Source organism: Gordonia sp. (in: high G+C Gram-positive bacteria), from assembly GCF_012515855.1.
Lineage (GTDB): Bacteria > Actinomycetota > Actinomycetes > Mycobacteriales > Mycobacteriaceae > Gordonia.
In genome coordinates this window covers 1-7,330 of sequence record NZ_JAAYXO010000054.1, presented here as the reverse complement: position 1 = coordinate 7,330, position 7,330 = coordinate 1, and the positions used below count along the sequence as shown (strand labels likewise).

The following is a 7,330-nucleotide window of genomic DNA, read 5'->3' as shown; positions in this document are numbered from 1 at the left end:
GGGCGCGGGCCGCTTCAGAAGGATTGGTCATCAGTCACAGTCCCATCGAGGTGGCGGGGTGGTCGGCGTCGCGCCAGTTCGGCAGCTGGGATCCCGGCGCCCACGTGGAGTGGGTTCCCGACGAGATCCGTTCGGGCAGGGCCAGCGTGCAGACCGGACCGTCGGCCACCCGGGCGGCGTCGAACACGAGGGCATACGAGGCGTCGGCGTTCATGTCGGTGGTCAGGGTGATGAGGTAGGCGTCGTCTTCGGCGGTACCGCCGACCTTCGGCGCGACCGCCGACTCGCTGCCGTAGACGCCGTCGGGCAGGGCGAAGCGCTCCTCGGCGCCGGTGTGCAGGTCGTGGCGGACGATGCCGTTGAACAGGAACCAGCCGGGCTTGCCCATCGCCGCGTACGCGTAGCGATAGTCCGTGGTGGCGAAATCGGTGTTCATCATGCCGAACTCGCTGACCGTGTCGGTGAGGGACTCCTCGCGCGACTGCCCGGTCTTGAGGTTGAGGCGCCAGCGGTGCAGGCGGCTCTGCAACTGATCGAGGGCCAGGAAGCGGAAGGGTCGCAGGCGAGCGTCGACGTCGGTGGTCTCGCCCGGTTCCGGGTCGTGCTGGAAGAAGCCGTCGAGGACGATCTCGTCGCCGTCCTCGAATGCGTTCACGAAGTGCAGCACGTACGTGGGGTCGGCCTCGAACCAGCGGATCTGATCGGCCGATCCGCGCCGCGGCAGCACCGCGAAGCGCGACGGGAGGTCGCGGTGCATGCGCGGGATGTGGTGACCGGCGGCTAGCGCCTCCTTCTCCCAGAACAGCGGGAAGTCATTGAGGATCACGTAGTTCTCGGTGTACGCCATGTCGTGCGGCAGGCGAGGTCCGGGCAGTTCGACGTCCACGTAGTGCACGAGGTCGTTGGCGGCGTCCACCACGCCGTAGTGCATGTACGGGCTGTCCTTGCCGTAGTTGAAGAACAGCAGTTCACCGGTGCGGTCGTCGTTCTTGGGGTGTGCGGACACGCCGATGTCGGTGGGGAAGCCGCCGTTGAAGTCGGCACGGCCCAGGGTGCGTCCGGTGAGGGGGTCGATCCGGTAGAGGTCGCCGCACTGGTAGAAGCTGGCCAGCGCTTCGCCGCGGAAGAGCGTCACATCGGTGGACGCGGAGTCCTTGAGGCGGGTGCGGGCACCCACGCCGTCGGTCCGGTCCGACCACGCCGGTGACTCGGAGATGCCCGCCCACAGCGAGGTTCCGGTCGCGGCCTCGGCGGCGAGGCCGTCGGTCCGGACGAAGCGGTTGCGATAGAACGCCTTGCCGTCCCGGAAGCCGACCAGGTGGATCATGCCGTCACCGTCGAACGGGTGGTAGTGGCGAATCGGCATGTGCAGCGGGTTCTCGGTGTTGCGCAGGTAGACGCCGTCGAGGTCGGCGGGGATCTCGCCGCTCACCACGGGGAGGTCGTCGGCGTTCCATTCGGCTTGCTGCGGACGCCACGGTCCGGTGCGGTACGGGTGGTCGTCGTCGGCGGGAATCGTGGAGACGAACCGCTCCACCAGGTCGATGTTCACCATCTCGGTAGTCCTCTCAATCGGGCTGGTAGGTGGTCGAGCAGATGGGGTGCAGATGGTCGTCGAGCAGTCGGGTCAGGACTCGACGGCGGTGCAGACGGTCGCCACGCAGGTCGCGGTGCTGCCGCCGAAGTTGACGGTGCCGAAGGTCTTGGCGCCCTCGACTTGGTTGTCGTCGGCGCGCCCCGACACCTGGCGCGACGCGTCGAGCAGCATGCGAACGCCGCTGGCGCCGACCGGGTGGCCACCGCCGAGCAGACCTCCGCTGGGGTTGATCGGAAGCCGTCCGCCCATTTCGATGGAGCCGTCCTCGACCGCCTGCCAGGACTGGCCGACCTCGGTGAGCCCGAGGTGGTCGATCGTCAGGTACTCGCTCATCGAGAAGCAGTCGTGGATCTCCACGCCGTCGAGGTCGGACAGTTCCACGCGTGCGCGATCGAAAGCGTCGGTGATGGTTCGGCGCAGGTGCGGCATCAGGTACGGCGAGTCGGAGCGCCGGGTGATCTTGCTCGCCAACGACAGTCCCGCGGTGCGGTGCCCCCACCCGGTGACCTGAGACCACGGGCGGGCATCGGGATGCTCGCGCAGGTAGCGGTCGCTGACCAGGATGACCCCGGCCGCGCCGTCGGTGATCTGACTGCAGTCGTAGCGGCGGAGGCGACCTTCGACGAGGGGATTGGCGGTGTCGTCGGCGCCGGTCCGGATGTCGGTCCAGCCGCGGGTCTGGGCCTTCGGGTTGCGCCGACCGTTCGCGTAGTTCAGCTCGCCGATGCGATGCAGGTGCTTCACATCGAGTCCGTATCGCCGGTCGTACTCGTCGGCGGTCTCCGCGAACATGTGCGGCCACATGAACTTGGCGTCCTGACCCTCGTGGCCGACCCAGGCTGCGGCGCCCAGGTTTCCGGCAGCGGCGTCGCCGGGCACGGTCTTCTCCAGTTCCATGCCCAGCACCAGCGCGACGTCGTAGTCGCCTGCCCGCAGGTCGGCCATCGCCGCGAGCAGCGCGGTGCCGCCGGAGGCGCACGCGGCCTCGTGTCGGGTCGACGGCACATCCCACAGCTCGGGGCAGACGGTGGCGGGCATGGCGCCCAGGTGGCCCTGGCCGGCGAAGAGTTCGCCGAACGCATTGCCGACGTGAATCACCTCGATGTCGGTCAGTGCGATACCCGCGGCCTCGCAGGTCCCCGCGATCGATTCGGCGGTGAGGTCGGAGAACTCCAGGCCTTCTCGGTGCCAGTTGCGGGCGAAGTCCGTCTGGTAGCCACCCATCATCCACATCGACGTCGTCATCGGCATTCCTCTCGTGGCTTGGTCGCGAGGTCGCCCTCGCGAATGATTCATGTCACTATAACTAACAGAGTTACTCTGTCAATTGAAGTACACACATTCGCATGCCGGTCGGTGAAACGACCACGACAGCACAGGAGCAGCCCATGACCTCGGACCACACCGCACCCGGCGAAGCCTGGATCTTCGACTACGTCCGTACCCCGCGAGGCAAGGCGTCGAAGACCGGCGGCCTCCACGGTGTCAGTTCGATCGATCTGGTGATCCACCTGATGAACTCCCTGGTGGAGCGTGGTCTCGATCCCCGAGAGGTCGCCGATGTGGTGCTCGGCTCCGCCTCGCAGGTGAACGATCAGGGCGGAAATCCGGCGCGGGTCGCGGCCCTGCGGGCCGGGTGGGGCGCACACGTTCCGGGTCTGATGGTCAATCGCTTCTGTGCGTCCGGAATCGATGCGGTCGCGGTCGCTGCCGCGCGCGTGAAGGCGGGCGACGCCGACCTGATCGTGGCAGGCGGAGTCGAGTCCGTGTCACGGGTGCCGATGTTCGCCGACCGCGGGCCGCTGTGGGCCGATCCGGCGACGGTCGCCGAGATCGGTTCCATCCACATGGGCGTGGCCGCCGATCTCAATGCGACGTTGGACGGGCTGGATCGCGAGACCCTCGACGCCTACGGCGCACTCTCGCAGCAGCGCGCGGCCGCCGCGTGGGCGGACGGGCGGTTCGATCAGTCGGTGGTTCCGTTGCCGGATACCGCCGACGGACCCGGACTCGCGAGGGACGAGCACGTGCGAGCGGGAACGACGGCGGAGTCCCTGGCACAGTTGGCTCCGGCGTTCAGCGGTCTCGGGGCGGACGGTCAGGACGCCTTGGCGCTGACGCGGTTCGCTGAGCTCGACGCGATCGATCACCTGCACACCGTCGGCACCTCGCCGGGCATGGCCGACGGCGCCGCCCTGCTGGTGATCGGCACGCTCGACGCCGGTCTCCGAGCAGGTCTGCGTCCGCGCGCGAGAGTCCACAGCTCGGTGTCGATGGCGGGCGACCCCGTCCGGATGCTCACCGTGGGGCAGGACGCGGTCTGCGAGTCACTGCGCCGCGCGGAGCTCTCCCCGAGCGAGGTCGACGTGTTCGAGTTCGCCGAGGCCTTCGCGGCGCTCTGCGTGCGGTTCCAGCGCGACCTGGGGATCGATGCCGAAGCGGGCGACGACCGCTTCAACCCGAACGGCGGCACGATGGCCATGGGTCACGCTTTCGGCGCCACCGGAGCGATCATGATCGGCGGGTGCGTCGACGAACTGGAACGACGCGACGGCCGGTGGGGTGTCGCTGCCGTCAGCGGCGCCGCCGGACTCGGCAGCGCCGTCCTGGTCGAGCGGCCGAACGGGACGGCACGAGCCGCGATCTAGAGTGGTGACCATGGAACTGACCGAGCGGGCGAGCGGCGGTCCGACCGCCCTGCCCGCCGGCGCCGCCAACGCGATCGCCGTCGGCCTCGGCGTGCTGGGCGACGAGTGGTCGTTGCTGATTCTGCGTGCCGCTTACCGCGGGGCCTCTCGGTTCGGTGAGTTCCAGGACCTTCTCGGGATCTCTGCCGCGAGCCTCACCGGGCGCCTGTCGCGGTTGACCGACGAGCAGATGCTCGGCCGACGGATCTACCAGGACAAACCGATTCGCGCCGAGTACGTGCTGACCGACCGAGGCCGTGCAGCGTGGCCCATTCTGTTAGCGATCTGGGACTGGGAGCGCACGTGGGTGACCGGCCGCGACGTCGCGCTGCCGACGATTATCCATCGATCATGCGGCCGAGCGTTCCGCCCGCGCGTGACGTGCGTCGAATGCGGTGAGCACGTCGGTCCCGGAGTCGTGAAGTCGAAATGGGGACCCGCGGGCGGTTGGGCGCGGTCGGTGCCGGAGACCACCACGCGACGACGGTCGACCGGATCCGACGGCCGAACGCAGCAGTTCCCAGAGACCATGGCGATCTTCGGCAACCGCTGGTCGGCGGTCGTCATCGGTGCGGCGTTCCAGGGCGTCGACCGGTTCTCGCAGTTCCACTCCGTGTTGGGGGTGCCGACGAACCTGCTCGCCGAACGACTCCGGGTCCTTGTCGAGCTGGGTTTCTTGACGCACGACGGCGACGCCGTCGACGCGCGCCCGGGATATCACCTGACCGAGAAGGGCCGTGCCTTCTTCCCGGTGGTGATCCTGACGCTGCAGTGGGCGCAGCGCTGGTATCGCAGCCCGGAGGGCCCGGCCCTGGAATGGCTCCATCGCGACCATGCGACCATCGCACGACTGGACTGCGATCGCTGCCTTCAGCCGCTCGAAGCAGCCGACGTCGCATTGGGTGACGAGGCTTAGCCGATCGGCGTCATTCGCCGCCGACCGTCACGAAGTCGATCAGTTCCTCGACGCTGCGCAGCAACGGCACCTCGAGGTCCCGGAAGCTCGACACGCCGGCCAGTACGCGGCGCCAGCCGTCTTGCGGGGTGCCCCACCCGAGTTCGGTGCAGATGCCGGTCTTCCAGTCGGTGCCCATCGGAATGGTCGGCCACGCGGTGATGCCGACCGACGCCGGCTTCACGGCCTGCCAGACGTCGACGTACGGGTGTCCGCAGACCAGGACATTCGGTCCCACCTCGGCGGTCAAGCGTTCCTCCTTGGAGCCGGCGACGAGATGGTCGACCAGGACACCCGCCTTGCGGTGGGGTGCAGGCTCGAACTCGGCGAGCGCGTCGTCGAGATTGTCGAGGCCGTCGAGGCTGATGACCACGACCCCCTCGCCGCGGAGGTCGTCGCCCCACACCCGTTCGAGCAGGGTCGCGTCGTGGACGCCCTCGACGAAGATGCGGCTGGCGCGAGCGGTGCGAGCGCGTTGTTTGGGCGCTGCGCGTGAACCCGACGCGGTCCGGGTCGGCTGGGCCGGTCCGCGACCGCGGGGCCGGACCAGGGTGACCGGCTTGCCGTCGATCAGAAAGGCCGCGGGATACATGGGGAACACGCGGGTCTGGCCGCGCCGGTCCTCCAGCCGGACCAAATCGCCGGCATAGCTCTTCTCCATGCCCACCACCGCGCCGCAGAACCCGGTCCCGGCGTCTTCGACCACCAGATCTCGCTCGGCGGCGACTTCCGGAGCCTTGGGCTTGGTCTTGCGCGGGGAGGACAGCACATCGCGGCCGTAACGATCGTCTAACACGCCTACCGAGATTAGGGGAGAGCTCCGCGTTACGACGTGCGGCGCACCGGGGCGGACTCGGGTTGATCGAGTGATCCTTGTGAGTGCAGTCGCCTCGGCCGGCGAGACCGTCGCCCGGCGTACCATGACTCTTCGATGACTGGATCCTCCCTCGCCCTGCTGGGTGCCTGGCCGGCGAGCGCGCTGGCCGCATGGGCTGCCGCGCGCGATGCCGGGCGCTGCGCCGCCGACGATGTCCTGGAGACCCTGCAGCACTATGCCCAGGTGCACGAACTCGACCCGGGTGGCGGCGCTCTGGACCTGCTGGCGACGGCGTCCGGGGCCGCGCACCTGTGCGTCCGCATGCCGGTGCCGGGCGACGCGCAGGGGCTTCCGCCGGGACGCCCCACCGAGGCCGCGATGGCTGCGGGGGAAGTGATTCTGGTCGACGATCGTGAGCACGGCGCCGATGGTCCGACCCGACCCCTGGCGTTGATTCCGATCGGCACCGCCGAGCGCTGCCGATGGCAGTCCATGCGCTACGACCACCCGATCGCCGTCGATCAGTTGCTCTCCGACAGTCCGCTCGGGGAGCTCGAGTACGACCTCCGCGAGGCGGTCGGAGAGGCCGCGAAGGCGATCGGACGGCTGGGCGGTGCCCGCGGCGGCTCGCCCGCCGATCTCCGCGACGCCCTGGCGGCTCGCGTGACCGCCTCGCAGATCGACCTGCCCCCGCACGACAACCCGCGGATCGATCGAGTGCTGGCCAGCTGCGACCAGATCGACGCCATCATCTCGCTCGTCGGCAGCGGCAGTCTCGGCGATTCCGGCGCACAGCTCACCGTCGCCGACGATCAGCTGCGGCGGCTCAACTCCTTGGCTCGGCGCGCCCGCAGCGCCGCGATCAACGCGTTGATCGTCGAATTCCGCTACCGCTGACGCAGCGGCGCGGCAGCGCTCACAGTCCGGCGAGGATGCTGACGCCTGCGATCGCCGACGCCCACAGGACGGAGGCGAAGGTCCCGAGGATGAACTGCTCGCTCGCGTGGGGTGCCCGTAGTTCCGAGAACCGCGCCAGGCTCTTGACGGCCAGAATGATGCCGATGCCCGCGGGCCAGGCGAGCAGGAGCGACGCAGCCACGGCGGTGCGCTCGAGCATCCCGATCACCCGGCCGCCGCGCAGCGGTGCCTCCGGGTCGTCGTCGTGATTGTCGGCTCGCGTCGGAATGCCGCCGACGGCCAGGACGACGCGCACCACGGCCGCACCGGTCCATGCCGCGGTCACCACGGCGAGGACGTGGGTGGCCATCAGCAGC

Annotated in this window: 6 protein-coding genes and 1 pseudogene; 3 read left to right on the top strand and 4 right to left on the bottom strand. The window is 69.2% G+C overall.

The window, feature by feature from the left end:
- Positions 1-34: 34 nt before the first annotated feature.
- The gene (locus GX543_RS03435; protein WP_290849798.1) at positions 35-1,555 is read right to left on the bottom strand and encodes a carotenoid oxygenase family protein; all 1,521 of its coding nucleotides are present in this window, start codon (positions 1,553-1,555) and stop codon (positions 35-37) included.
- 72 nt (positions 1,556-1,627) lie between these two features.
- Complete coding sequence (locus GX543_RS03430; protein WP_290849796.1) at positions 1,628-2,848, bottom strand: acetyl-CoA acetyltransferase; 1,221 nt, start codon at positions 2,846-2,848, stop codon at positions 1,628-1,630.
- Positions 2,849-2,985: 137 nt separating this feature from the next.
- Between GX543_RS03430 and GX543_RS03425 the strand changes: the two genes are divergently transcribed.
- Both GX543_RS03425 and GX543_RS03420 read left to right on the top strand, forming a co-directional pair.
- Positions 2,986-4,245, top strand: coding sequence for an acetyl-CoA C-acyltransferase (locus GX543_RS03425; protein ID WP_290849795.1), 1,260 nt, complete (start codon positions 2,986-2,988; stop codon positions 4,243-4,245).
- Between the two features lie 10 nt (positions 4,246-4,255).
- Complete coding sequence (locus GX543_RS03420; protein ID WP_290849793.1) at positions 4,256-5,200, top strand: helix-turn-helix domain-containing protein; 945 nt, start codon at positions 4,256-4,258, stop codon at positions 5,198-5,200.
- A gap of 10 nt (positions 5,201-5,210) precedes the next feature.
- Here GX543_RS03420 and GX543_RS03415 read toward each other — a convergent pair whose 3' ends face one another.
- Positions 5,211-6,035 carry a DUF3097 domain-containing protein gene (locus GX543_RS03415; protein WP_290849792.1) on the bottom strand — a complete coding sequence of 275 codons (825 nt, stop codon included), beginning with the start codon at positions 6,033-6,035 and terminating at the stop codon, positions 5,211-5,213.
- Positions 6,036-6,170: 135 nt separating this feature from the next.
- On the opposite strand from GX543_RS03415, the gene GX543_RS03410 reads away from it, so the two are divergent.
- Positions 6,171-6,953, top strand: a complete 783-nt coding sequence (locus GX543_RS03410; RefSeq protein WP_290849791.1) for a serine/threonine protein kinase — start codon at positions 6,171-6,173, stop codon at positions 6,951-6,953.
- 19 nt (positions 6,954-6,972) lie between these two features.
- On the opposite strand, the pseudogene GX543_RS03405 reads toward GX543_RS03410, so the two are convergent.
- Positions 6,973-7,330, bottom strand: a pseudogene (locus tag GX543_RS03405) (hypothetical protein); the annotation flags it as partial.

Excerpts from the sequence above, each read along its gene's own strand:
- GX543_RS03430 (WP_290849796.1), bottom strand. The coding sequence starts at position 2,848 with ATGCCGATGACGACGTCGATGTGGATGATGGGTGGCTACCAGACGGAC.
- GX543_RS03410 (WP_290849791.1), top strand. The coding sequence starts at position 6,171 with ATGACTGGATCCTCCCTCGCCCTGCTGGGTGCCTGGCCGGCGAGCGCG.
- GX543_RS03435 (WP_290849798.1), bottom strand. The coding sequence starts at position 1,555 with ATGGTGAACATCGACCTGGTGGAGCGGTTCGTCTCCACGATTCCCGCC.
- GX543_RS03420 (WP_290849793.1), top strand. The coding sequence starts at position 4,256 with ATGGAACTGACCGAGCGGGCGAGCGGCGGTCCGACCGCCCTGCCCGCC.
- GX543_RS03425 (WP_290849795.1), top strand. The coding sequence starts at position 2,986 with ATGACCTCGGACCACACCGCACCCGGCGAAGCCTGGATCTTCGACTAC.